General features: G+C 60.2%; 23 protein-coding genes. 9 read left to right on the plus strand and 14 right to left on the minus strand.

The features are described 5' to 3' along the window. Positions 1-470: 470 nt before the first annotated feature. Positions 471-968, plus strand: coding sequence for a hypothetical protein (locus tag QMC96_00260; GenBank protein ID MDI6875191.1), 498 nt, complete (start codon positions 471-473; stop codon positions 966-968). Between the two features lie 1,105 nt (positions 969-2,073). Here QMC96_00260 and QMC96_00265 read toward each other — a convergent pair. The 5 genes from QMC96_00265 to QMC96_00285 form a co-directional block, all read right to left on the minus strand. Then, on the minus strand, positions 2,074-2,406 hold the full coding sequence (locus QMC96_00265; GenBank protein ID MDI6875192.1) for a P-II family nitrogen regulator: 333 nt from the start codon (positions 2,404-2,406) through the stop codon (positions 2,074-2,076). Positions 2,407-2,417: 11 nt separating this feature from the next. Continuing rightward, complete coding sequence (locus QMC96_00270) at positions 2,418-3,614, minus strand: ammonium transporter (protein ID MDI6875193.1); 1,197 nt, start codon at positions 3,612-3,614, stop codon at positions 2,418-2,420. Between the two features lie 93 nt (positions 3,615-3,707). Then, positions 3,708-5,039 (minus strand): type I glutamate--ammonia ligase, encoded by a 1,332-nt coding sequence (gene glnA, locus QMC96_00275; protein ID MDI6875194.1) that lies wholly within the window; start codon positions 5,037-5,039, stop codon positions 3,708-3,710. 131 nt (positions 5,040-5,170) lie between these two features. Beyond that, positions 5,171-5,341: a hypothetical protein gene (locus QMC96_00280; GenBank protein ID MDI6875195.1), complete on the minus strand. Its 171-nt coding sequence runs from the start codon at positions 5,339-5,341 to the stop codon at positions 5,171-5,173. A gap of 219 nt (positions 5,342-5,560) precedes the next feature. Next, on the minus strand, positions 5,561-5,692 hold the full coding sequence (locus QMC96_00285) for a hypothetical protein (GenBank protein MDI6875196.1): 132 nt from the start codon (positions 5,690-5,692) through the stop codon (positions 5,561-5,563). 397 nt (positions 5,693-6,089) lie between these two features. Between QMC96_00285 and QMC96_00290 the strand changes: the two genes are divergently transcribed. From QMC96_00290 to QMC96_00305, 4 genes are read left to right on the plus strand one after another with little or no spacing between them, the layout of a single operon-like run. Continuing rightward, positions 6,090-7,142: a glutamine amidotransferase family protein gene (locus QMC96_00290; GenBank protein ID MDI6875197.1), complete on the plus strand. Its 1,053-nt coding sequence runs from the start codon at positions 6,090-6,092 to the stop codon at positions 7,140-7,142. Then, a complete protein-coding gene (locus QMC96_00295) occupies positions 7,139-8,647 on the plus strand; it encodes a glutamate synthase-related protein (GenBank protein MDI6875198.1) in 1,509 nt (502 codons plus the stop codon). Before QMC96_00290 ends, QMC96_00295 begins: the two co-directional genes overlap by 4 nt. Before the next feature lie 28 nt (positions 8,648-8,675). After that, positions 8,676-9,389, plus strand: coding sequence for a hypothetical protein (locus tag QMC96_00300; GenBank protein MDI6875199.1), 714 nt, complete (start codon positions 8,676-8,678; stop codon positions 9,387-9,389). Between the two features lie 9 nt (positions 9,390-9,398). Next, positions 9,399-10,421 (plus strand): Coenzyme F420 hydrogenase/dehydrogenase, beta subunit C-terminal domain, encoded by a 1,023-nt coding sequence (locus tag QMC96_00305; GenBank protein MDI6875200.1) that lies wholly within the window; start codon positions 9,399-9,401, stop codon positions 10,419-10,421. A gap of 901 nt (positions 10,422-11,322) precedes the next feature. Here the strand turns inward: QMC96_00305 and cca are convergent. Together cca and thpR are read right to left on the minus strand one after the other, a co-directional pair. After that, complete coding sequence (gene cca / locus QMC96_00310) at positions 11,323-12,681, minus strand: CCA tRNA nucleotidyltransferase (GenBank protein MDI6875201.1); 1,359 nt, start codon at positions 12,679-12,681, stop codon at positions 11,323-11,325. A gap of 23 nt (positions 12,682-12,704) precedes the next feature. Then, positions 12,705-13,244 carry an RNA 2',3'-cyclic phosphodiesterase gene (gene thpR / locus QMC96_00315; protein ID MDI6875202.1) on the minus strand — a complete coding sequence of 180 codons (540 nt, stop codon included), beginning with the start codon at positions 13,242-13,244 and terminating at the stop codon, positions 12,705-12,707. A 411-nt stretch (positions 13,245-13,655) separates the two neighbouring features. Here thpR and QMC96_00320 point away from each other — a divergent pair, with 411 nt between their 5' ends. The 4 genes from QMC96_00320 to QMC96_00335 all read left to right on the plus strand — a co-directional run bounded on the left by QMC96_00320 (position 13,656) and on the right by QMC96_00335 (position 18,405). Continuing rightward, on the plus strand, positions 13,656-13,991 hold the full coding sequence (locus QMC96_00320) for a glutaredoxin family protein (protein MDI6875203.1): 336 nt from the start codon (positions 13,656-13,658) through the stop codon (positions 13,989-13,991). A 44-nt stretch (positions 13,992-14,035) separates the two neighbouring features. Then, positions 14,036-16,210 carry an anaerobic ribonucleoside-triphosphate reductase gene (gene nrdD, locus QMC96_00325; protein MDI6875204.1) on the plus strand — a complete coding sequence of 725 codons (2,175 nt, stop codon included), beginning with the start codon at positions 14,036-14,038 and terminating at the stop codon, positions 16,208-16,210. Further along, positions 16,207-17,247 carry a DUF1786 domain-containing protein gene (locus QMC96_00330; GenBank protein ID MDI6875205.1) on the plus strand — a complete coding sequence of 347 codons (1,041 nt, stop codon included), beginning with the start codon at positions 16,207-16,209 and terminating at the stop codon, positions 17,245-17,247. The genes nrdD and QMC96_00330 overlap by 4 nt, the downstream gene beginning before the upstream one ends. Positions 17,248-17,898: 651 nt before the next feature. Further along, positions 17,899-18,405 carry a hypothetical protein gene (locus QMC96_00335; GenBank protein ID MDI6875206.1) on the plus strand — a complete coding sequence of 169 codons (507 nt, stop codon included), beginning with the start codon at positions 17,899-17,901 and terminating at the stop codon, positions 18,403-18,405. A gap of 198 nt (positions 18,406-18,603) precedes the next feature. Here the strand turns inward: QMC96_00335 and QMC96_00340 are convergent, their stop codons facing one another. The 7 genes from QMC96_00340 to QMC96_00370 all read right to left on the minus strand — a co-directional run bounded on the left by QMC96_00340 (position 18,604) and on the right by QMC96_00370 (position 24,037). Then, positions 18,604-18,846 (minus strand): hypothetical protein, encoded by a 243-nt coding sequence (locus tag QMC96_00340; protein ID MDI6875207.1) that lies wholly within the window; start codon positions 18,844-18,846, stop codon positions 18,604-18,606. A 64-nt stretch (positions 18,847-18,910) separates the two neighbouring features. Then, the gene (locus QMC96_00345) at positions 18,911-20,809 is read right to left on the minus strand and encodes a propionyl-CoA synthetase (GenBank protein ID MDI6875208.1); all 1,899 of its coding nucleotides are present in this window, start codon (positions 20,807-20,809) and stop codon (positions 18,911-18,913) included. 97 nt (positions 20,810-20,906) lie between these two features. Continuing rightward, on the minus strand, positions 20,907-21,137 hold the full coding sequence (locus tag QMC96_00350) for a hypothetical protein (GenBank protein MDI6875209.1): 231 nt from the start codon (positions 21,135-21,137) through the stop codon (positions 20,907-20,909). A gap of 893 nt (positions 21,138-22,030) precedes the next feature. Then, complete coding sequence (locus QMC96_00355; protein MDI6875210.1) at positions 22,031-22,303, minus strand: hypothetical protein; 273 nt, start codon at positions 22,301-22,303, stop codon at positions 22,031-22,033. 126 nt (positions 22,304-22,429) lie between these two features. Further along, positions 22,430-22,981 carry a nitroreductase family protein gene (locus tag QMC96_00360; protein ID MDI6875211.1) on the minus strand — a complete coding sequence of 184 codons (552 nt, stop codon included), beginning with the start codon at positions 22,979-22,981 and terminating at the stop codon, positions 22,430-22,432. A gap of 321 nt (positions 22,982-23,302) precedes the next feature. Continuing rightward, positions 23,303-23,734 (minus strand): NusA-like transcription termination signal-binding factor, encoded by a 432-nt coding sequence (locus tag QMC96_00365; protein ID MDI6875212.1) that lies wholly within the window; start codon positions 23,732-23,734, stop codon positions 23,303-23,305. A gap of 18 nt (positions 23,735-23,752) precedes the next feature. Further along, positions 23,753-24,037, minus strand: a complete 285-nt coding sequence (locus QMC96_00370) for a 50S ribosomal protein L30e (protein MDI6875213.1) — start codon at positions 24,035-24,037, stop codon at positions 23,753-23,755. Positions 24,038-24,041 lie beyond the last annotated feature (4 nt).

The following is a 24,041-nucleotide window of genomic DNA, read 5'->3' on the forward strand; positions in this document are numbered from 1 at the left end:
ATCGCCGCTTCGTATCCTTTCTCCACTTCAGTCGCGGGAGGAACGATCGGAGCCGGCTGTTTTTATTTTCACCGCAGCTTGAGCCGCTTCGACCATAGTTCTTCGGAGAGGGGGAGATCCTCGTTTCGTACTCGGGCCGGCAGTCAGATGATCAGCAGACTGGGAGATCGACGGGACCAATCCGGACCACCAATCCTGACCGGGCAGCCGGTTTCTCGGGTATGGCCAAGTTGTGATAACTCCCGATTTCGGCCGGGACGGTCATCACGCTGACCGCTCCCATACCGGGGATGGACACCGCAATCTTCAGATCCGCCCCCCTGATCCTTCATTCGTGCACGGATCTCCGTATCCCGTGCATCGATCCGGCGGTTCGTCTGGTCGATGAGGGAGAGACACTGATCGATGATGGGGATCTGCGATGCCTCCAGGTGATGCTGTAGGGCACTCCGAAGATCGGGTTCTTTCGCTTGGACTTTCTCACGGGGAATCGATACCAGGAACATGTCCAGACCGGTTCCTGTCAGGAGACCCTGAAGAATATGCCGTCCGGGTGTTTCAAAGACAACCGCAAGTACCGAACGGATCCTGATGGATGCCGATGCAAGGATTCGGTGTACCCGGTTCTTGAGCATCGTGCGGTTGTTGACCCGGTGTTCTCGGGCTCGGGCGGGATTGCGGATCTCCCGTTGCTCTTTGGGAAAGATGCAGGAGGGTTTGATCCGGTCGTTCAATGCCAGCTGGGCTATCCACGGGGCATCGACGATATCGGTTCTTCTTCTGGGGATATTCTGGATGAGAATGGGGTTGGCGACGATGATCTCGTTATGGTCTTACAGGGTGGCATAGAGGCCATCCCAGTAGACGCCGGTGGATTCTGCGGCTGCGCGTTCACACCCTGCATCGAGGAACCACTCCTTGAATGCCAGGGGGCCTGCTGTGCCCGAGACGAATCGGCTAACCGCTGATTCTCCAGTCCGGGGTCAGAAGGGCAGAAACAGAGAAGTCTCGGTGAATCTCCACTCCGCAAACGCGACTTCTCGGTGATATCTCATACTCCGGCGGGGGAGTGTGCCATCCGAGTTCTCGGACGTAACTACGCTTTCGATCGAAGATCCGGCTGGTTCCCTCACCGGGATTGCGTGTTCCACATTCCTTTCAGCCTTCTCCCCCCTCCAGGGACTCCTTCAAAAAGTACTATTTGTTTTTCATCCAGCATGCTTGAACTTCGAATCATGTGCGTTTCCACAGAGCCGCTTTTTCGGCGTTCACGGCCATCGAGGGCCGATGTCAACAAAAGAATAATCCGAATCGCGAGGGCACAGGTCAAATGTGGGCGTCCTGGAATTCCAGTTCGGAGCGGGCAACAATCTGCCTGAAGACCTCCATCCCGCTGAAAATCCGCTCAATCCCTCCTTGTTTCCGGGTGAGGTCCCGATCGACCTGCGCTTACCTTGTTCCCCTTCGCATTTATAGCCATCATATCAGATATTCCGTTTTTTTCGCGGGGATCGCCTTGGTATCGGTGACGTAGTGGACGCGATCGAGGTCTGGGAGTTCGGGGCCGGGATGTACAAGTTTGGGAAGATCGCCTGATAGGCTCTCCGCTTGCGGAGTCCGAGGTGGCACCGGTGTGCTGTCGGTTTCATCCTGAATTTTTCGGGTACGTCTCTTCCGGCTCACCTGGTGGTCGGAATGCAGGATACGCCGTTGACGAGGGGCTTCAATAACGATCCCCAGCAGCGGTCCGAGTGCCATCGGAAGTTATTCGGGGCTGCATCCCCGCCATCTCTGCCCGTTCCTGCGGCCGGCAGCGATTTCAGCACATTCTGCCACAGATCATGCCTTCCCGTGTACCGCAGCTTCTTGAGCCGGGACGATCGCACGGTGGGAGGGGTCGAGGGGGTTGTATACAGCCGTGTGAATTTTTTCCGCCGGATGTGGTTCGCATCTTCCCGCTGTTCCTCGGAATGCGACGAGTATCTTTCGTCGTTCTCGAGAACAGTAGAATCGGTTCTTGAATGATACGATGGATGGATTTCTCCAGAGCCATAGGAGGGGGATTCCTGCCTCCTAACCCTGCATCTCCTCGCCTGTACGCACCCGGATGGATCGCTCCACGGGGATGACGAAGATGCGTCCATCGCCGATCTTCCCTGTCCTGCCCGCACCTATTATGGCATCGAGAACCCTCGCTGCATCCTCATCCTTGATCACGACCTCGATGCAGACCTTCGGGATGAACTCGATGGTCATGGTGCTGCGACGATACTTGAGAGCGATACCCTTCTGCTCCCCGCGCCCCATCACCTCCATGCAGGTCATTCCGAAGATACCCCTGTCCTCCAGGGCTTTCTTAACGAACTCGAGTCTTTCAGGGCGGATGACAGCCTTTATCAGTTTCATGCTACCTCCCGTTATGCGCGCTCCCCGTGCTGGGAGATGTCCAGGCCGACATACTCCTCCTCCTCGGAGACGCGTAAACCCATTGTCAGATCGATGAACTTCGCGATTGCAAGTGTTATCACGAATGCGTAGACCAGAGCCGCCAAGGCACCGCCCGCGTTGGCCAGGAACTGATCCACGTTCCCCTCAATAAGCCCCGGGTATCCGTTGATCGCGGCTGTTGCAAAGATCCCGGTGGCGATCGCTCCCCAGAGGCCGCCGATACCGTGGACTGCCCATGCATCCAGACTCTCGTCCAGCTTGCGGTCGATACGGAAGAGCATTGCCCGATAGCAGATCAGCCCGGCGATAGCGCCGATGGCGAGAGCAGCGATCGGCCCCACGTATCCGGCCGCAGGAGTGATCGCGACGAGGCCGGCCACGGCACCCCCGACCATGCCCAGGGAGGCTGGCCTGCCTTTCAGCCAGCTGGCGAAGAGCCAGGCGAGTGCGCCGGCAGCGGCAGAGGTGTTGGTCACCACAAACGCATTCACCGCAATCTCGTTCGCGGCGAGAGCGCTACCTGCATTGAATCCGAACCAGCCAAACCAGAGCAGCGCGGTTCCCAGGAGCGTCATGGGTATGTTGTGGGGCTCCATGGGGTACTCCCCGAAGCCTGCACGCTTCCCGATGACCAGCGCCACGGCAAGGGCTGCGAACCCGGAGCTGATGTGGACGACGGTCCCTCCGGCGAAATCCAGCGAGCCTAAAGTCATCGCCCAGCCGCCGCCCCAGGCCCAGTGCGCCAGGGGGTCGTAGACGAACGTCGTCCAGAGGAGGGCGAAGACGACGAAGGACGAAAGCTTGACGCGCTCAGCCATTCCCGATGTGACGATGGCCATGGTGATCGCCGCAAAGACCAGCTGGAACACCATGAAGAGCATCGGTGAGTACCCTGCATCGCCCGCTTCGAGCCCGACTCCATTCAGCCCCATGAACTCGAGGTTGCCGATCAGCCCTCCGAGGTCCGTCCCGAACGCAAGGGAATACCCCACGAGGATCCACTGGACGCTCACCAGCGCGAAGGCCAGGAACGAGAGGGCGACCATGGAGATGAAGTTCTTCCTCCGCACCAGCCCGCCGTAGAAGAATCCCACACCAGGCGTCATCAGCATGACCAGTGCCGTTGCCGTGAGCATCCATGCAGTTGTCCCTGTATCGAGTGCCATTCCATCTCTCCAGATCTTTTCTCTTTCGTGATGTTGGAAGGAAGTTATTATCCATTTTTTATAAATTTTTCTATTTTCCTGAACGAAAAAAAATTAGTACATGGCGAGGTACCGTTCCAGCTCCCAGGGGTGGACGGCGAGCCGGTAGGCATCGGTCTCGAGCTCGCAGATGCGGTTGAGGTTCTCGCAGACGTGCGGGCCCAGTGTATCGCAGAGGATCTTATCTTCCATGAGGAAACCGTTCGCCTCTTTGAGTGTGCCCGGCAGCATCTCGATGCCCCTCTTCTTACGCTCTTTCTCCGTTAGGTGGTAGATGTTCACGTCTGTGCTCTCCCCGGGGTCCACCTTATTCCGGATACCATCCAGCCCCGCCGCGAGCATGCATGCGAAGGTGAGGTAGGGGTTGCACATTGGATCGGGGCTCCGGAACTCCGCACGGGTGCTGTTGCCCCTGGCTGCCGGGACGCGTACGAGAGCGGATCGGTTCGAGGCGCTCCAGGAGATATACACAGGGGCTTCATAGCCGGGCACCAGTCTCTTGTAGGAGTTGATCGTGGGATTCGCGACCCGGGTAATCGCTTTGGCGTGTTTCAGCAGCCCTCCAATGTAATAGCGCGCCGTGTCCGAGAGCTGTCTGTCGCCATCCGGATCATAGAATGCGTTCTTGCCGTCCTTCATGAGAGAACCATGGGTGTGCATACCGCTGCCGTTGATACCCGCGATGGGTTTGGCCATGAAGGTTGCATGCAGCCCTCTCCGGAGAGCCAGCGTCTTCGTGGCGAACTTGAGGGTGATCACTTTGTCTGCCGTATCCAGGGCGTCGGAGTACTTGAAGTCAATCTCATGCTGGCTCTCCGCCACTTCGTGGTGGGAGGCCTCGATCTCGAACCCCATCTGTGTAAGCCCCATCACGATGTCACGCCGCACATCCTCCGCTGCGTCGCTCGGCGCCAGGTCAAAGTAACCTCCCGCATCCTGAAACTGGACCGAGGGTTTGCCGTCCACCATCTTGAAGAGGAAGAACTCGAGCTCCGGACCGGTATTAAATGTGCTGAAACCCATCTTCTGGGCATCTGCAATCGCCTTTTTCAGTATATATCTCGGATCCCCTTCGAAGGGCTTGTTGCCGTAGGTGTACACGTCGCAGATAAAGCGCGCCACCCGCGCATCCGCCGGCCTCCAGGGCAGGACGGTATACGTAGCCGGATCGGGTTTGAGCAGCATATCCGACTCCTCGATCCGTGCAAAACCTTCAATGGAAGAGCCGTCAAACCATATACCATCTGTCAGGGCCTTCTCCGCCTGCTCTACGGGAATCGCCACGTTTTTAGGAATCCCCACGATGTCTGCAAACTGGAGGCGGATGAACCTGACCAGATCGGCCTCGATCCGCGCGAGCGTCTCGCCGACAACATCTCTACTCATGGCAAATAGCTTCTACCATTCTATATATAAAATTTTCCATTTCGCTGCTGTCAGCAACACTCCCGTCCCCAACCGAGAAGTGCCGGATGCCCTGGCAGCCTTCCCTGTCAAAGAACGGTTTACATCCGTATTCAGATATTCGTGACCCGCGCATATATGATGCACGCCTCGCCAAGCAGTGGAGGGCTCTCCTTGACTGGATCAATGCGGATAAACTGGGTGCCCTTCGGTATCCTGAACGGTTCAGGATAGCCCGACTCCCTCTCCTGCTCCGTATGCCCGCGCGCATGGCGGCTGACCATAGGCGCTCCTTCCGTCGGAGTGACTCCATGAGTCTTCGCTCCCGATCCAAGCACGGAGCCTCGCAGGGAACACCGTCATCACCGTCGACAGCCCTGATCAGGCAGCCAGGACGGCAATGGGTTGACGGGCAAGCGACGATCGATGGTTCCACCAACCTGGCGTTCGGGCTCGAATCCTCGATGGATCGGTCCAGACCGAAGATTCCTTCCTCCTATGGCTCAAGGGCAGCAGCACTGCGCGGTGAGAAGCATCGCGCGAATCGGTCGGTCGCTGATGGCGCGCATGATCGAAACGACCACTTCAACGCTCTTGCGGAACGCATCCATCTCTCCGGTATCAAACTTCGGCATGATGCAAAGACTCGCTCCGCTTGTCCTGCCCATCGTGTAGCATGTGTCCGAAACCGTTTACAGATAGCGGGTTTTGCCATGCGTGGTCACGGGGGATCGAACGAGGATTGCGTGTAGGATTGAAGGCATGCAGTAGAAATCTGATATGCGTCTTCGGAGAAGGCGTGAGGCGACATCCATGAGGGGGGATGAAGCGGGGGGGGCGGAGGTTAAGGTGCAATGGGTGCATATGCGGACGATACTATGGCGTGAGCCTCGGTACGCGTACAGGGAAGGTGCACTATGATTGAATCATGTGCACCGGGATAGAGAAAAATTTAAATGTGATAACATGGAAGTTCTATGGATATGTTCTGGATATTGTTTGTGCACCCCCGTGCACGGCACTGTGATCGCAATGTGTGGCATTATCGGTGTTATTGACCGCTCTTTGCAGGCGATGGATGGTTCGCATATCAGGCGAGCCCTCTCGACGATGAACGAACGCGGTAGCGGTGAGGGTGCAGGGTATGCAGCGTACGGCGTCTATCCCGAGTTCAAGGACTACTACGCGCTTCATGTCTTCTTCGACGAGATCCATGGGACGAAGGAGTCGTTAGAAGATCTGCTTGGGCAATGGGGAAGAATCGTTCACGATGAGGAGATCCCCACATACGAGCAGCCCAATGTGCGCAAGATTCACACCCCGTGGCGCTACTTCTTCGAACCCGACCGGAGACTGATGCCCTGGTCCGCATCCCCGGAAGACGACATCGTTGCACGGATCGTGATGCAGGTAAACAGTCAGCGCAAAGGCTCCCTCATCTTCTCGTCCGGGAAGAACATCGGGGTATTCAAGGCATCGGGCTGGCCCGAGGATGTGGCAAACTTCTTTCGGATCGAGGACTACCGGGGCTATATCTGGCTGGGGCACAACCGCTATCCCACAAATACTCCTGGGTGGTGGGGCGGCGCACACCCCTTCAACCTGCTGGGATGGAGTGTGGTGCACAACGGGGAGATCACATCTTACGGGACAAACCGCCGGTATATCGAGAGCTTCGGGTACCAGTGCACCATGTTCACGGATACAGAGGTGGTCGCCTACCTGATCGATCTCCTCGTCCGCAGGCACCGCCTATCCGATGAGATGGCAGTGAGGGCGCTTGCACCCCCGTTCTGGGACGAGATCGAACAGATGCCTCAAAAAGAACGGGAACTCTACACCGCGCTCCGCCTGGCATACGGTCCGGCGATGATGAACGGGCCCTTTGCCATCGTCGTGGCAAACCCGGACGGCATCGTGGGATTCACGGACCGCATCAAGCTCCGTCCGCTGGTCGCCGGGGAATGCGGGGATCGGCTGTTCATCAGCAGCGAGGAGGCGGCCATCCGTGCCATGGAGCCGGAAGTGGATGGCATTTTCATGCCGGGTGCAGGAGAAGCAGTCGTCGGGAGGGTCGTGAGGTGACCCTTGGGAGCCTGCCGGGCCGCTACCGAATCAAGATAGACAGGGATCGGTGCATGCTCTGTGAGCGCTGCATCGAGAACTGTTCCTACGGGGTGTTCCGGAGAGATGGAGAGCGCATTCATATCGACTCCAGAACGTGCACTGCCTGCCACCGTTGCATTGCCCTCTGCCCCCGGGATGCCATCGATCTCGTGGAGCGCCCTGTCGACTACCGCAGCCATCCTCTCTGGACCCGCGAGGCGCGGGAGGCGATTTACAACCAGGCTCGCTCTGGAAGGATCATCCTCTCAGGCATGGGGAACGCTCTCCCGTATCCAGTGATCTTCGATCGTCTGGTGCTGGATGCCTGCCAGGTGACGAATCCCAGTATCGATCCTCTACGGGAACCCATGGAGCTGCGCACCCATATCGGGAAGAAGCCCGCCCGGCTCGAGATCCGGACCGAAGACGGGGACGTCGAACTCCTCACGCAACTCTCCCCCGCCCTGCAGCTGGAGACTCCGATTATGATCGCGCATATGAGTTACGGAGCGATCAGCCTGAACGCCCAGCTGGCGATGGCGAAAGCGGCAACACGCTCCGGCACGTTCATGGGGACCGGGGAGGGAGGGCTGCACAGGGCGCTCTATCCCTACCAGGATCGCATGATCGTCCAGGTGGCGAGCGGCCGTTTCGGCGTGGACATCGATTATCTGGAGCGCGGAGCCGCGATGGAGATCAAGATCGGGCAGGGTGCGAAGCCGGGGATCGGCGGACACCTCCCCGGCGAGAAGGTATGCGCGGATGTCTCCTGCACCCGCATGGTCCCGCTCCACAGCGATGCGATCAGCCCGGCCCCGCACCATGACATCTACAGTATCGAGGACCTAAAGCAGCTCGTCAGGAGCCTGAAAGAGGCGACGGAATGGAAAAAACCCGTCTTTGTCAAGATCGCAGCAGTTCATAACGCAGCCGCCATAGCAGCGGGCATCGCGCGTTCTGCCGCCGATGCAGTGGTGATCGACGGTTTCCGTGGCGGGACAGGGGCAGCGCCGCGGGTCTTTCGCGATCATGTCGGCATCCCGATCGAGGCGGCGATCGCCAGCGTCGACCAGAAACTGCGGGATCAGGGTATCCGCAACGAAGTCTCTCTGATTGCGAGCGGCGGCATACGGGAGAGCGCGGATGTCGTAAAGGTGATCGCGCTCGGGGCGGATGCGGTGTACATCGGAACGGCGGCGCTCGTCGCCATGGGCTGCCGGGTCTGCGGCAACTGCTACCGCGGGCTCTGCCCCTGGGGGATTGCCACCCAGCGGGAGGATCTGGTGCGGCGGCTGGACCCGGAGGAGCAGTCCGTCCATGTGGAGAACCTGATCCATGCATGGACCTTGGAGATCTCCGAACTGATGGGTGCAGCCGGTATCAACAGCATCGAGAGCCTGCGGGGCAATCGGGACCGGCTCAGAGGATATCTCCTGGATGAAGGGATCCTGAAAGTGCTGGACGTCAAACCGGTAGGGGCATAGCATGCGAGTGCAGATCGATGCGAGAGGTATGAGTTACACCGAGCTCAACCAGCGGATCCGGGCCGCGGTGAAGGACGGGGCCGACGCGATCGAGGTCGACCACGTCCTCGGCCAGCGGTTCATCGCGGACGGACTGAAGGGCAACGGCATCTCCATCACGCTGAACGGCGTCCCAGGAGGAGATCTCGGAATGTTCATGAGCGGACCGACGCTGATCGTGCACGGCAACGCAGAGCACGCACCCGGCAACACCATGGACGGCGGAATGATCGTCATTCACGGCAGTGCCGGGGACGCGACCGCCCACAGCATGCGGGGCGGCCGGCTCTATGTCCGCGGGAATATCGGCTACCGCGGGGGCATCCACATGAAGCAGTACCTGGATAAACGCCCTATCCTGGTAGCCGGAGGTACGGCCCGCGCATTTCTGGGCGAGTACATGGCCGGGGGCATAATCGTCGTCCTGGGGTGCGGTTGCGATGCTGCCGTAAAAGAACGCGGAATCGGCAGCGGCATCCATGGCGGGGAGATATTCATTCGCGGCGACGTCCAGGAGAAGCATCTGGGTGTGGGGGCGAAGAGACAGCCGTTTACAGACGAACACCGAGATCGGATCGCCCCGATCATTCGGGACTTTGCCGATCACTTCGGGATGGATGCAGCGCCGCTTCTGGAATCCGACTTCACCCGCATCGGCCCGGCCAGCAGCCGCCCCTTTGCGAGCAAGTACACGTGGGAGTAGATGAAGCGCATGGAAGGGAAATGCTATCAGGATCTGGAGAAGGCGGTCTGGGACGCGGGAATCTGTGCAGGCTGCGGGGCGTGCGTTGCTGTCTGCCCGGCAGACGCAATCTACTTCAGGACAGGGGCTGATTCGGCCCACCCTGTCCATTGCGGTTACTGCAAGCAGGCGACGGACGATGTGCCGTGCGGTGCATGCTACGAGGTCTGCCCGAGGGCATCCCCCGTGCCTGCGACCGAGCAGCCTCCCGGGGACTGTATCGATTGGCTGACGGCACGCGCCGCGTTCGAGGTGCCGGGACGACAGAGCGGGGGAGCGGTGACCGCAATCCTCCATAACGCCCTCGAGGAAGGATTGATCGACGCTGTCGTTACCGTTGCCGAGGACCGCTGGACGCATCGCCCTTCGTCGGTGGTTATCACCGAGACCGATGCGCTGATCCACCAGGCAGGGAGCCGCTACGCCTGGTGGGTGCCGCTCGTAGCTGCCCTCAAAGAGGCGGTTATGATCCGCAAGCACCGCAGGATTGCGGTGGTGGGGGTTCCCTGCGTGGCCGCAGCACTCGCACGGATGCGCAGGAGCGAGCATCCGCTGCTGCGCCCCTTCACGCGGTCGATCCGGCTGGTAATCGGCCTTTTCTGCACGGAAAGTTTCGATTTCCATCGCCTCATGGAGGAGAAGCTCGGGCGGGAGCACCGGATCGAACCCTGGCAGATCCGCCGCCTGGACGTGAAGGGGAAGCTCATCGTCGGTCTTACCGATGGCCGCGCCATCGAGATCCCCCTCACCCGGCTTGAAGAATGCGTGCGCCCCGGCTGTCATGCATGCACGGACCTCACCGCACGGGAGGCAGACATCTCAGCAGGCGGTATCGGAAGCAAGGAAGGCTGCACCACGCTCATTCTCCGGACCGAGCTCGGGAAGGGTTTCGTCGACGATGCGGTTCGCACGGGAAGGCTGATCGTAAGCCCAGAGGTCGACAAAGACGCTATCGAGAGACTGGCCGCGCAGAAGAGAAATCGCAGGAGTTAGGCAGGGGCCGCCACAGGGAGGCTTCTCACCAATCTGGCGGGTTTCTGCCATGGGCGGGGGCGCCTCTTCGAGAGATGCGAGATCCCCCGCTATCGGGCTTCTTGATCCGAAGAGGACAGAAGTCATCAACTCCCACCTGCGATAGTCGGACATACAATGGGAAGGATATCCGGTACTGCGATCGGCAAGCTGGAACCGAACCGGGTTTCTTCTCCTCGCGGGGGGAGCATACCGGATCGTTCCTGCGTTCGGGATCGGGGCTATCGTGTCTATCGGAGCGGCGGTAAATGGGGGGAGTCTCTCTATTCGTAAGATACGCCTGGAACAGGGTGCAGGAGACCGAGTGCAATCTCGTTCTTCGTCTCCGGGTGAGACCGGATCCCGTCAGCACCCGTAAGGGTCTAACGGGTGCGGAGGTGTATGGGTTCGGGGGGGGAGGGCGCACCCCCTCCATAGGTCGTGATGGGGCCTGAAGGGAGGGAGCATGCGTGGAGTTCCCCGGGCAGCCGGACCTGGAGGGAAACAGCCATCCCTGGCATCGCGAAGACAGCCGGTAATATCGAGGTTATCGCAGGTATGGTGCGGGGGTGCACCCTCTTCTCCAACAGAGCCCCGCCCCCACGCGAGATGCCCGCGCATAGGGGAGCCGCACACCTGGATCGGGGAGCAACCCTCCGACCACAAGCAGGGGTATTGAGGAGAATCCGAAATCCCAATGCAATCCTGACAAGACGGGCCGTGCTCCTTCCCCTGAAGTTGCGGTCGGGTTCAAGCCTCCCGCGACCGAGGGGACGGAAACAGAGAGCGGGAGGGGGTATTCCGAGAGGTAGGAGAGAATGCAGATCGCGGCTTCCACCGGAGAGTTCCAAAGCGGCTCCGGGAAAATCGAGGAGCGCGAACCTCACGCGCCTGGCGCCTGGCGTTCCTCCCGGCGCCGGATCCGTGTCAGAGGAGAGATCCTGCAGAGGAATCTGCCGATGAATTCGGCGAACTCCTCCTCCCAGCATTCGGCGCCGGCACGCACCGTCCATCCCTCTTTGAGCACCTGCTTGATATGCCGTCCGTGACCCACCTCCAGCAGTTCCTGTGAGGACAGGAGGTCGAAGGCCCGCTGATACCGTCGCGGAATCTCGACAATGTAGATCCCGTCCTGTATGAAAGGACCGGCGTAGGTGTTCTGCTGGTACTTGCGGGCAAATTTAGCCGCATTCTCTGCCGACCAGAGGGGCGGTCCCACGTGCCGCTTCACCGGCGGGAGCGTGTCTTCGAGCAGCTCGAAGAGGAGCATGCTCTTCCCGCCGTTCATCGAGCAGTCCGAACGGTTCACGGAAAAACCATGCCGTTCTAGCAGACCGACGACCGCATCCTGACTTTTACGCAGCTGCGGCACCACCACGTCGGGGATGTACGGGGGCGTCGACAGAACGATTGCGTAGAGCGCCGTGCCTCGTTCGGAGAGGACACGCATGAAATCCTCCTTCCGCATGGGCGGCTGCGGGGTGTGGAAGAAGAAGGAGGGCGAGGGGCGCTCCAGGTATCCCCGGGCCAGTTCCACGAACTCGAATTTCCGCGTGAGCGACACCGCAGCCGCCACGTTGCGGGCGGGATCGATCGGATCGATGACCACCAGGGGTTCGTCGAACTGCTTCGCTCCATGCCCTTCGATGTCGATGTACGTGCGCTTCTTCCAGGCTGCAGCAGCCCTGATCAGACCTCGGAACCCTCTGTAGTGGAGGATGAGAAGTTCGCAGAGGTATCCCGAGAACCCCTCCGTCATCTGGTCCGATCCGTAGATCCCCCCGGCCATCATGAACTGTTTACAGAGCAGCACATCGTCCACCCACTCCCCGATCCGCTCCATGAGGTATAGGGTGTGGAACGGCGTTCTGTCGACCGCGCTCTGGATCTCCCGTGCGCACTCCACCTCGAAGCAGGGGACGAGATCGACGTCAATGCCCCCGATCTGCGTGTTGATGTAGGGATGCTCCGCGTACTTCTCCTGCCACCGTTCGCCGTACGTCTGGGCAAGGCGCCGTGCCAGCGACAGCCCCTGCTCCTCCAGCTCGCGCCGTGAGATCGAGGCTGGAAAGAGCAGGAAGATGTCCAGATCGAGATCGCCCCTCACCCATGTATTCCGTGCGACCGATCCCACGATCATCGGTCTGGCGACGCCGCTCGCCCGGATGGCTCGTACCAGCCGCTCTGCAACGGACAGAACCAGGGCCCGCTCCTCCTCCGTGGGGCGGATCCTATCGAGCACCTCGATCTCCAGGGGAGTGCGGTTCAGAAGGGCACCTCCGCAATATCCTCGTAGATTGGACCATCCGGGGTCAATGTGCTCTTCTTCAGCTTCAGGGCGGAGATAGTCGCGCACCCGAGCGCCATGGTGGAGAGCATCTTCACCTGCCGCAGAAGCGTGGGATCGAACTGGCGGATCCGCGCAAGGGTGACGTGGGGGCGGTAGGGACGCCCTTCCTTCTCTATTCCCAGTGGCTCCAGCACAGCCTCCACCTGTCGTGCCAGCGCCGCACATTCGCCGCCGTCCCGCACAATTCCCCAGACGACGCGGGGCTTCGACGGAGGATTACCGGCAACCCCATCGACGGATATCTGGAAAGACCGAAAGCGGATGGAAGAGAGCGCCTGTACGACCGGTTCAATCTCCCCGTGCTCTATCTCTCCCAGGAACTTCAGCGTGATATGCACGGCTTCCGGACGGACCAGCGTCAGGCGGGCTTGACTCTGCAGCAGCAGCCGCTGGGCTTCCTGCACTCTGCTACGGATCTCCTCCGAGATCTCGACTGCGACGAACGTGCGTACCATCATAGAAATATACTTTATGCGCGGGTATAAGAGTAATCGTTCTCAGGAGCATTCCCGCGAAGGTCCCGCCCGTCCCGATGGGGAACGGACGATCATGGCGGGCACCGCCACCGCACGGGGTAGTACGGCAAACAAACCTCCGGGCGGTCTGCCTGCCCCGCGTGCGAGCGGCGGTGCACTCCCGCCCCCGCAGAAGGCGCAGATGCATCTCGGGGGGCAGTACCTCCCACGGAGATGCCCGGTCGATCCCCGCGGCGACCCGGCCCAGCATCGTGTCTTGGGAGAAAAAGAGATCGTGGCCGCCCGCAGAACAAAGCTGGAATCAGATCCTTAACTTAACATTATGGTAGATCTAATAGAGCTGTAAGCACTTTAAAGAGAAAAAGAGAATCTGGAGAGGTGTCGAAGGTTATGGGCGAGAAGACGAAAGAGGCGAAGGGCACGAACGCTATGCTGCACCACGCGATTCCCGTCTCCACATCCTCTGCGCCGCAGTTGACAGTATATTCTTTAGAGTTCTGCCCCAACTGCGAGACGTTGAAGGACTACCTGAAGAGCAGGGGCATACCCTTCATCGAGAAGGACATGTCCAGCCGGGAACCCCTCGCAGAGCTCCGTCTCCACGGGGTATTCGCGCGTGAGGCGCCGGTCCTTCGCCGGGGGGAGAGGTTCCTCACCTCCGGAGAACTCTTCAGTTCGGGTCGGGTCAGGGAGGAGCGGATACAAGAGCTGGTATCAGGTGAGTAAGGGTGGCACGGCAGACAAAGCAGTACGCGCCGCTTCCGCAGCCAATGTCCACCCGGCAGACCACGCTCGATGGAGATTTTGCCCCGCCTCTTCCCAAAGTGCGGACCTCCGACGGGCACATCCTGGAATGGGACCGGGAGAAGATCGTTCAGCAACTTCTCGAGGAGACCAAACTCGTGGAGATCTTCTACGGGCATACGGCGGCAAGCGAGGAGGTGGCGCATGAGATCGCGAGGAGGGTGGAGCAGCAGATCCTGAGGATGGGCCTCAAGTCGCTGAGCGGGGCGCTCATCCGTGAGATCGTGAACACGACCCTTCTTGAAGCCGGGTATCCGCAGTACAGGAATGTATCCACGCGGGTGGGCACCCCGGTCTACGATGCCCACCTCATCGATGTGGGCAGGGGGTTCGAGGCCAAAGACAACGCCAACCTCCAGGAGAACGCCGAGACGTCCCACAAGAAGAAAGCGGACAAGATCAGCAAAGAGCAGTACCTCCTGCAGCTCCCCCCCGATCTTGCCGACCACCATCTCGCCGGAAACCTGCACATCCACGATCTCGAGTATTTCGGCACCCGCCCCTTCTGCCAAGACTGGGATCTCCGCTACTTCTTCTATTACGGTCTGATGCCGGATGGGAACGGCACAAAAGCCTCGGTCGCCGGACCGGCCAAACGGGCGGAGGTTGCAGTACTCCATGCGGTAAAAGCGCTCGGAAGCGCTCAGACCAATTTCGCCGGCGGGCAGGGCTATTATAACTTCTTGACCTTCCTCGCACCGTACTTCGAGGGCATGGCATACGACGAGATACGGCAGTTAATGCAGATGTTCGTATACGAGATGACCCAGATGATGGTCGCCCGCGGCGGGCAGCTCGTATTCTCCTCGGTTCAGCTGACCCCCGGCGTGCCCAGGCTCTGGAGAGACCGCCCCTGCGTATACAAAGGGAAGGTCTGGAACGGCACTTCGGCGCCCCGAAGAACCTACGGGGAGTTCGAGCGCGAGGTCCGTCTCCTCTTCAAGGCGTTGATGGAGGTGATGCTGGAGGGGGATTACTGGGGAAAGCCCTTCAGTTTCCCGAAACCCGAGATCAGCATCGAGCCGGACTTCACTCGCGAGGACGAGGAGTTCAACCGTGCCCATCCGGATCTCCCCACGTACCGCGATCTCTATCTCATGACGTTCGAACTCGCATCCAAGTTCGGCACACCCTACTATGACAATCAGATTCCCGCGTATCGCGGCGCCGGCCAGGGAATATCGTGCTATCAGTGCTGCGCGTATCAGTTCTCGTCCCTCGCAAACGAGGATGACGAGTTCATCGAGAAGCTGGAGTTCCTGGAGGGAAAGCACTTCTCCATGGGCTCCTGGCAGGTGGTCTCCATCAACTGCCCACGGGCGGCGTACAAAGCCGGGGGCGACGATGAGCGCCTGTTCGCAGAACTCCGTTCGCTGATGGACATCGCCGTCGAGGTGTTCAAGATCAAGCGGCGGTGGCTCGCGCTCATCGCCGCCAAGGGGCGAATGCCCTTTGCCATGCAGCGCCCAAAGGATCCCAACACGGGTGAACGGGGAGCGATTGCCGTCGATCTTGAGGGGCTCGTCTATACCATCGGGGTGGTGGGCGTGAACGAGATGGTTCAACACCATCTGGGAGAGCAGCTGCACGAATCCAGGGCGGCGTTCTCTCTCGCGGTTCGGGCGATGACCGAGATGGAACTGTACGCCCGGGAGCTCTCAAAGCGGCACGGCATGGAGATCGCGCTCGCGCGCACACCGGCGGAGACGACCGGTCAGCGGTTCGCCGTCGCCGACCTTCTTGACAAGACCTATCGGGAGCATGCCGTCCGCGTGATCAAGGGGGACATCGAGACCGCGTTGAAGAGGCTCGGCACCACCCGGGATCTTCCCATCTACTACACAAACGGCACGCACGTAGCGCCGAATGCCCCGATCCCGCTGACGAAACGGATCGAGATCGAGCACGTATTCTTCCCCATCATCGACGGCGGCAATATCTTCCACATCTGGCTCGGCGAGGCGCGGCCGGACCCGCGCGGATTGATGGACATGGCGATGAACCTCTGCCGCAACACACAGATCGGCTACTTTGCGTTCACGCGGGATCTCACCGTCTGTTTGAAGCGGTTTCACGAGCGCAGGTCTGAGAAGGGGGTCGATGCGACCTGGCGCACTGTGGACAGGAGGATTCGGGTTTGACCCTCCTGGCAGTCGACGTGGGGAGAGGTACCCAGGACATTCTCGTACACGAGCCCGAAAGACCGCTTGAGAGCTCCTGCCAGCTGGTGCTGCCCTCGCCGACGGTTATCGTGGCAACGCGGATTCAGGCGGCGACGGCGAGGAGAGAGGACATCTTCCTCCGTGGGCACTGTATGGGCGGTGGTTCCAACGTAGCGGCGATCGCACGGCACCTGCGTGCGGGGCTGAAGGTGTATGCCACGGAGGCGGCGGCGAGGACCATCCACGACAACCCCGCGAGGGTTCGGGAGATGGGCATCCAGGTGGTGGATCACCCTCCCGATTCCGCCGCCGTCATCCACATGACGGATTACATGGAGCCAGAACTGCGGGCGACGTTCGAAGCGTTCGGGATGCGATATCCGGAGCACCTTGCGTTTGCCGTCCAGGATCACGGGTACAGCCCGGATCGCAGCAACCGCATCTTCCGATTCGAGATGTTTCTGCGATCTCTGGAAGCGGGAGACTGGAACCTGTTCTCTCTCGTCCACGATCCCCCCCTGCCGGAGATGACGCGGATGCAGTCGGTGCGGGAACAGGCGGCCGGCGCCCTGGTGATCGATACCGGCCCGGCCGCCCTGATCGGCGCCCTGTCCGATCCCGTTATCGGGGACCGTGCAAACGGGGGTCTGACTCTCGTGAATGCTGGCAACGGCCATACACTCTGTTTCACCCTGAAGGGGGAGGAGGTGCACGGGCTCTTCGAGCACCATACGGCCGCTCTGGACCGTTCCAGCCTGATCCGGTTCATCCGAAAACTGCAGGAGGGCTCGCTGGGGAACGAGGAGATCTTCGGCGAAGGCGGGCATGGCGTGGCGATAAGAAAGCCGCTCGAATCCGATTTCATCGCGGTTACCGGCCCGAACCGGAAGCGGCTGCTGCCCGATGCATACCAGGCGGCTCCGCACGGCAACATGATGCTCACCGGCTGCTTTGGCCTCCTTTCGGCATGGGAACGGGTGCGAGGACCCCTCGACGGATCGCAGGCGGCACCATGAATTCCTGATCGCGCATCGCGCATGCCAGTCCCTCTCCAGCTTCCTACATCCGCCAGAGCAGGAAGAGCCGAATCGGGAGGGAGGAATCTTCTGGGGATCGCTCGGGACATTGTTCAGGAGAGGATGGGGGCAGCTATCGATGGAGGCGCCCATCTAGCGCGCAAAGACGCTACGTCTGTACGGGCTGTCGGCTCACGTTTGGCGCGACGGGACCCCGGGCACAGTGGAACCGAAGAGAATGGCACTGCAATGTTCCATCAGGTGAGCCGTGGAAGGCTGCAGCACATCGGAATTGCCGGACGTTTTTGTAACAAAAATTGTGTTAACGGCCGTTTGAGAATTTGCGCATTGCATTTACAACAAAGTTCTTTTTCCTGCGGGACAATACGAATATCGAGATATTCGGGTTACACCGGTATTGCGCCGTATCGCAATTATTAAGACAGGTATGCACCCATTTTTATCCCGATGGGTTATTTCGAATTTAAACTGGTTATATTCTTCTTTCTAGGCTTAACCTGGATTTATTTCAAGATACCCCGGATGATCTGGGATTGCGGACTGGTAAACCTTCTCTGCTGGAGCAGCATTGACGTTTTCCGATATAACAATAAAGCTAGACGTCTTGCACGGCAGTACACGAAAACCCGCGTGGATGGAAGGCACGCCGGTATCATGATCTGCCACCAGAAGAGGATTCCCTTCCTCGAGACGACAGACGAAAGGATGTACGCGTGCGGCGTGGACATCCTCATCGAACACTTCCTGAAGCACGGTATTCCTTTCAACGTATACGACTGCTATACGCCCGAGGATGGGAGCAGGGTGATACGGAACCCCGACGTCTCGTCGCTCTGGATCTTCGGCCACGGCATGAAGTCCGGGATATACTTCGGGTATAAAGAGACCCTGCACTATGCCGAGATGCACGATGCCCCGAAAAAAGAGTTCATCGGGCAGTTTCACTGTAATGCCTTGGGCGGGCGCTCTCTCGCGGACTACATCGGCACGGAGGGGTGCTCGTTTGTCGAGGAGGGCTACCGCTGCACGCATCAGAATCGAAAGGCCATCCGGCGGCTACTGCGCGATCCCCGCCTGAGATACGCGAAGGGTTGCGGATTGCCGACTCCGCCGGCGGAGTCGGCATGTGCCCGGTAGCTTTCTATCGGTTCCAAGGATGCACGGACAGGCTATCACGGGAGGGCACCGCCCGACAGAAGAGGATCCCGCCCGGTCAACGGCGGCGGTGAAAGGAACCCCATCCGAGGATCGCGGTCGATGCGGCAGCATCCAGCTCGACATCAATACCCCGCTTCATCCATGATTCCGCACTGCGATTCCTTGCTGGACGTCCAACTAGCCTTCCCCCTCTTTCAGTTCGTAATAGTCTCTCGACTCCTGCAGGTGCTCGTAGGCTGCCCTGCCGCTCATCAGGAGGTCGTCGCGGGTGACGCCCCGCGAGGGATCCCGCGGGAGCTGCTCGAGCTCCACCTCCAAGCCCCGCCGGAACCGCTCGATATCCACCCGATCCCACGGGATGCCGAGCATCTCGCCGATGATCTCCGCCTCCTCCTTCCGCACGTGTGCCTTCTGCGCCATGGAAACTGCACGATCCAGGGTATGGATCCTCATTAAAGCTTCCGATAAACCGGCAGGAGAGAGTTCACGGCCTGTCGCGCGGGTAACCCAGCACGGCGAGAACATCTCTGATCTCGTCCAGAATCGCGGGATCGTCGATAGTTGCCGGAGTCTGGTACGCTGCACCGTCGGCGATCTTCTTGATGGTTCCCCGCAGGATCTTGCCGGACCGGGTCTTGGGCAGACGTTTGACGACGGCGGCGGATTTCAGGGAGGCGACAGGGCCAATCTTCTCGCGGACGAGCTGTATGAGTTCTCGCGTGATGATTTCGGGGTTCCGCTGGACATCCGCCTTGAGCACAACGAGAGCCAGCGGGACCTCGCCCTTGACCGGATCGAATACACCGGTGACGGCGCATTCGGCAATGTCGGGGTGCGATGCAACCACCTCCTCCATGGCGCCCGTGGAGAGGCGGTGGCCGGCTGTGTTGATGATGTCGTCTGTCCGCCCCATGATCCATATATACCCATCCGAATCGATGTATCCTGCATCCGATGTCAGGTAATAACCCGGGTATCGCGAGCAGTAAGTCTTCACGAATTCCGCGTCATTGTTCCAGAGCGTCGTCAGGCAACCCGGGGGCAGCGGCAGACGGATGACCACGTTACCCGTGGCGCCCCCATCCAGGTCGTTGCCCTGATCGTCCAGAACATGGACATCGTATCCCGGCATGGCCCTGGTGCAGGAGCCCGGTTTTACTGGAAGCTGTTCCAAGCCCACCGGATTCGCCCCGATTGCCCAGCCTGTCTCGGTCTGCCACCAGTGGTCGATTACGGGAACGGAAAGGCGTTCTTCTGCCCAGCGGAGTGTATCGGGATCGCACCGTTCACCGGCCAGGAACAAGGTACGGAGCGGGGATAGATCGTACTTGCGCATGTGATCTCCCGCTGGATCCTCGCGGCGTATCGCTCGAAAAGCGGTCGGGGCGGTGAACAGCACGGAAACGCCGTGCTGTGAGATCACCCTCCAGAAAGCGCCGGGATCAGGGGTTCCCACGGATTTACCCTCGTACAGAATGGTGGTGCAGCCATACGAGAGCGGCCCGTAGACGATATAGGAGTGCCCCACGACCCAGCCGATGTCGGAGGCGGCCCAGTAGACCTCCCCGGGATTGACACCGTAGATATTCTTCATGCTCCACTTGAGGGCGACGAGGTGGCCTCCGTTGTCCCGAACCACACCCTTCGGGATGCCCGTCGTGCCGGAGGTGTAGAGGATATAGAGGGGATCCGTTGCGGATACCGGAACGCATGCAGCCGGTTCTGCGTCCACGAACTCGTCCCACTCCCTGTCGCGCCCGTCGATCAGGGATGCCGGACACTCGGGGCGCTGCAGAATGACGCAGCGTTCGGGTTTCGCGGCAGCCAGCGTTATTGCCTGATCGAGCAGGGGTTTGTAGGGGATACGGCGGGTAACCTCGATTCCGCAGGAGGCGGACAGGATCAGCTTCGGTCGGGCATCCGAGATCCGGGTCGCCAGTTCTTTCGCGGCAAAACCCCCGAAGACAACGGAATGGATGGCACCGATACGGGCACAGGCGAGCATGGCGACCACAGCTTCCGGGACCATCGGCATGTAGATGACGACCCGATCGCCCTTGCCGATGCCCTCCTGCAGCAGCCCACCGGCGCACCGGGTCACCTGGTCCAGGAGTTCCGCGTAGGTATACTGACGGACCGTGCCGGTGACAGGACTGTCATAGATGAGCGCCGGCTGGTTCCCCCGCCCGTTCTCCACGTGGACGTCCAGAGCATTGTAGCAGGTGTTGAGCAGTCCGCCGGTAAACCAGCGGTGGAAGGGCGGGCGGGATGTGTCCAGGACGCGATCGTAGCTGCGGTACCAGGAGACCTCTCCTGCAGCCTCTCCCCAGAAACGCTCCGGCTCCATCAGGGACTGCCTGTGGATCTGCGCATACGTGCTCACATGACCCGCTCCTCATCCAATATAAAGCAGATGCGATGGGGGCCAAATAACACTTTTTATTTTTTTCCCTGCGGGGGCTTCGGGGTCGGAAGGATGCCTACGCGCTTTCATCGACTGCTTTGATCACGACATCCCTCGGGATCCGAATATCTCCCCGGGCACCCGTCATGGATAGCCAGGAGTACAGGGCGGTGATGACCCGGTGCAGTCTCTCCGCATTCTGAAGCCTGGAGGCGATCCATTCCGCGATCTCCTGCTTGTTCAGGATCCGCACGGGGTATACCTTCTCCGCCGCATCGAGATGGGCGACCACGACGCCGTCTTGCATGCAGCCACATCTGGGAAGACCTCTATAAAAAAGACATCGCCCGTCCCGATGTGAAACTGTCGCGCTCTCCTGTGACAGGGGTTCGGTCAGAGATAGGGAGGAGCATCCACCACCGGCTCTCCCTCGGGGCTGCCATGGGCCGCGATCCGGGGAGACAGTTTAGCGGAGAGGGATGAAGAGTTCAGGAGTTAAGCCGGGTCTTCTCTGCCGGCGTGACGGGAACGGCCTTCGGCTCTGTCGAAATCCTCATCAAGGGCCTGGGTACGGCTCTCGGGGGTTCTCCGGGGAAGGCCCCCGCTCCTCCGGACCCTTCGTGCGACAGAGCATCCTGCCCGGCATGTACAGTTCCGGTACGGGCCTGTCGCACGATTCCCCTCCCCCTCGGGGAGGGGGGGAATCCGGATCATCGACGGGTCATCCGCGGGACAGGCGGAAAATACGCCGGGGAGCTCTTCTCTTGAGCCCGGCCTTCCCGCATTCATGGTCCAGACTCCTGTCCCTTCGCAGAATGCAGATGCGGAAGAGAGTGCGGGTGCCATCCGGTTCCCCCTTCGAATCACCCCCTCGCTTCTCCATGGTGTTGCCATTATCCCCCGTGCGAGCCGGCCGCGAACGCCCCTTCGTGAGCTCCGCTGGCCGGGATCGGATGGTATCCGGTTCTATCGCATCGGAAAGGGGGAAGGAGGATGCACTCACTTTCCCGTCCCCACCGGGTGCGGTACTGCACGTGGCAAGAGAGATGAACTGGATCGGGGAGCGGCGTACGAATGATGCGGGGGGTTCGGAGAGGTGAGTTCCACCTCCTGTCTCGCCGTAAATCGCTGCATGCGGCGACATCGGGACCGGCGGGTGGAACTGCCGTGCTACGGGCTGCCCCTTGTGCGGATAGAGTTCTAGGGAACAAGGCTGAACTCGACCACCGCTCCGTCCTCCGTATCCGTGACTGCGGAAAGAGCCGCCATCAGGCCGCATTCCTCGAGCTCGATTCGCAGATCCTCGAAGTAATCGTAGAACCCGCACGTTCCGCAGAAGCAGCCCGTGAACTCGATCCAGACCCGCTCTCCCGATCGCCTCGCAAGGCGGGCTCTCGCCTCCGGTGCCCGCATGGCGTTGAATGCCTCGATAGCCTGCAGTATACGCCCCTCGTCACGATCTCGCTCCCTCATGAGGGGTCTCCTCACCGTCTCTCCGGCGGCAGCCAGGCTGAAGCAGGGTCTCCCGCATCGCGCGGGGGAGGATTCATCCCGATTCGGCGGCGGGATCTGTGCACGGCGGTCCGATCCCTCGCACGATCACCAGTGATCATACCGCACCAGTTCTGCGATCGGCTTTCTCTTCTTGGCAGCGGATCGATCCGCCGGGTAACCGAGCGGGGTGAAGGCAACGGGCTCCACGTCGGGCGGGATGCCCAGCACCTCCCGTGCCGCACCGACATCGAATGCCGCCACCCAGTGTGTGCCAAGGCCCATGCTCGCCGCAGCGAGGGTCAGGTGGTCCACGGCAATGGCTACATCCACGCTGCCGTAGTTCCTGCCGTCGGCGCGCGTCCAGGCCTGGGATGGAAGGGCGCACGCGCAGATCAGTAGCGGCGCGCTCCAGAAGAAGTCCCTGTCGTATATGCGCCGGAGGTCCGCCTCTTTTCCATCCGTATGAATGACGATGAGCTGGAACGGTTGACGATTCGCTGCTGTTGGCGCAAGCCGGGCGGCTTCCAGCACGGCATTCAGCTTCTCCTCCTCGACCTTCCGCTTCTCGAACGTTCGCACGCTGTAGCGATTCTTCGCAAGTTCCAGAAAATCTCCCGCACTCACCTCACGGTTGCGGGACCTGCCCAACAGACCCATGGGTTGCACTCTGTGCGGTGGAATATATAAATTGACGGTGAGGCCGATCGATGCGATGGAGGGTATTCCTTTCCACTTCTCCGCTCCCGATCTGGTTACCGTCTCTCACGAGAAAGTATCGCGGGACAGGCCTCTCCCCCCGGGCGCGGTGGAGGAGCGGCGCGGAAGGCGGCGGATTTTTCCGTTCATGGAATGCGGGAAGATCCCCTCGGGAGGCTTCCGCTCCCGCCGTCCCGGACATGCGCCGTTCAGCAAGCGATGCGCCTTCCGCGCACGAATGTACGAAAGAGCGGTAAAAGAACTCAATTCTAGCAAAAAGGGTTAGAGCAGCCGCACGTCGGCAATATCGTGCTGCCGCTGCGCCAGCCGCTTGGCTTTGAAGATATTCTTGCCCTCTTTGCCGATGGCGATGCCGCGTTCCTCGTCAGGAACGCTAACCTGCGCAATTCTCATGCTGTCGACTTCCTGGAATTCGACCGAAGTCAACTTCGCCGGCAGGAAACAGTTGCGGATGAACCGCTCGGGATCCGGAGAGTACTCAACGACCTCGATCTTCTTCCCCATCACTTCGGAGGCATTCTTGATACTTGCGCCTTTCTTGCCGATAGCCCGTCCCATCTCTCCGGGATTCACCACAAAGATGATCCGTCCGTTCCGGTCGTCGACGATGCAATCGCGGCTCCCGGCTCCCGTAAGGCTCTCGAACTGCGAGATGAGGTGCATGGAATCCTCATCGAGCTTAATCTCTCCCATATCTATCCTCGTTCAGCCTTACTGGATCTCCAGAATATCGGACTCCCCCGGATCGACCACCGCAAGCGCACTCACCATGAACGGTTTGCCGCTGGCCATACCGAGCTCGACACTGGAGCCGTCGTAGATGTACGCGCGGACATTCTCCTGCCCCTGCATCGCTGATCTGATGCCTGCTGGAGCGTTTCGTGCGATCACGACGAGCCTTGCTCTGCCCTCCTGGATGCACTCCAGGGTCTCGTTGGTTCCGAGGACAACATTTCCCGTCTTCATTGCCCTTCGCAATGATGTGTTGAAATCCATGTAG

The sequence above is a fragment of the Methanomicrobiales archaeon genome (assembly GCA_030019205.1).
Lineage (GTDB): Archaea > Halobacteriota > Methanomicrobia > Methanomicrobiales > JACTUA01 > JASEFH01.